Here is a 1,052-nt window from a genome sequence, read left to right as displayed (position 1 = left end):
CGGAGAAGGCGCTCGCCCATGCCCGCGCCGGCATGCACAAGGCCGAGCTGCTTGCCGAGCACCGCCACGTCCTCGGCCTGCGCGACATCAACGTCGAGATGCGCGCGGGCGAGATCACGGTGATCATGGGCCTGTCGGGCTCGGGCAAGTCGACGCTGATCCGCCACCTCAACCGGCTGATCGACCCGACGGCGGGGCAGGTCGTCGTCGACGGCGAGGACATCATGTCCTTCGGCGCGAAGCGGCTGCGCCAGCTGCGCCGCCGCAACATGTCGATGGTGTTCCAGAAGTTCGCCCTCCTGCCGCACCGGACGGTGCTCGAGAACGCGGCGACGCCGATGGTGGTCTCCGGCGCGAGGCGCGCCGAATGGGAGCCGGAGGCGACGAGATGGCTGGACCGGGTCGGGCTCGAGGGGCAGGGGCCGCAATATCCGCACCAGCTCTCGGGGGGCATGCAGCAGCGCGTCGGGATCGCGCGGGCGCTCACCTCCAATTCCGACATCATGCTGATGGACGAGGCGTTCTCGGCGCTCGACCCGCTGATCCGCACGGACATGCAGGACCTGCTGCTCGAACTGCAGCGCGAGCTGCAGAAGACCGTCGTCTTCATCACCCACGATCTCGACGAGGCGCTGAAGCTCGCGGATCACCTCGTCATCCTGAAGGACGGCGAGGTCGTGCAGCAGGGCGAGCCGCAGGAGATCCTGATGAATCCGAACGATCCCTACATCGTGGACTTCATCGCCGACATCAATCGCGCCCGCGTGCTGCGGGCCCGGACGGTCATGAGCGCGGACCTGTCGGCGCCGGTCGACGGCGAGGTGGAGGCCGACGCGACGCTCGAGAGCGTCATCGCCTCGACGGGCGGGGACACGTCCCGCTCGCTGGCGGTCCACCGGAACGGCCAGCGCGTCGGCACCCTCACGATGACCGACACGACCCGGGCCCTCGTGCCCACCGCGTCGTCCGGAACGCGGCCGGAGGGGCGCGGCCAGCAGGCCGGATCCTGACGCTCGCGGAAGCACCCTCCCGCCGATCGCGGGAGGGGCTCG

The 1,052-nt window shown here is 70.1% G+C and carries 1 protein-coding gene; it reads left to right on the top strand.

All coding sequences use genetic code 11. The annotated features are described in order from the left end of the window. Positions 1-1,010 (top strand): betaine/proline/choline family ABC transporter ATP-binding protein (locus BUE30_RS17190; protein ID WP_073334377.1); only part of this gene is annotated, 1,010 nt, incomplete at its 5' end. Positions 1,011-1,052 lie beyond the last annotated feature (42 nt).

The organism is Wenxinia saemankumensis (assembly GCF_900141735.1).
Taxonomy (GTDB): Bacteria; Pseudomonadota; Alphaproteobacteria; order Rhodobacterales; family Rhodobacteraceae; genus Wenxinia; species Wenxinia saemankumensis.
Note: the sequence above shows the minus strand (reverse complement) of the source record. Positions and strands in the feature narration are given on the sequence as shown.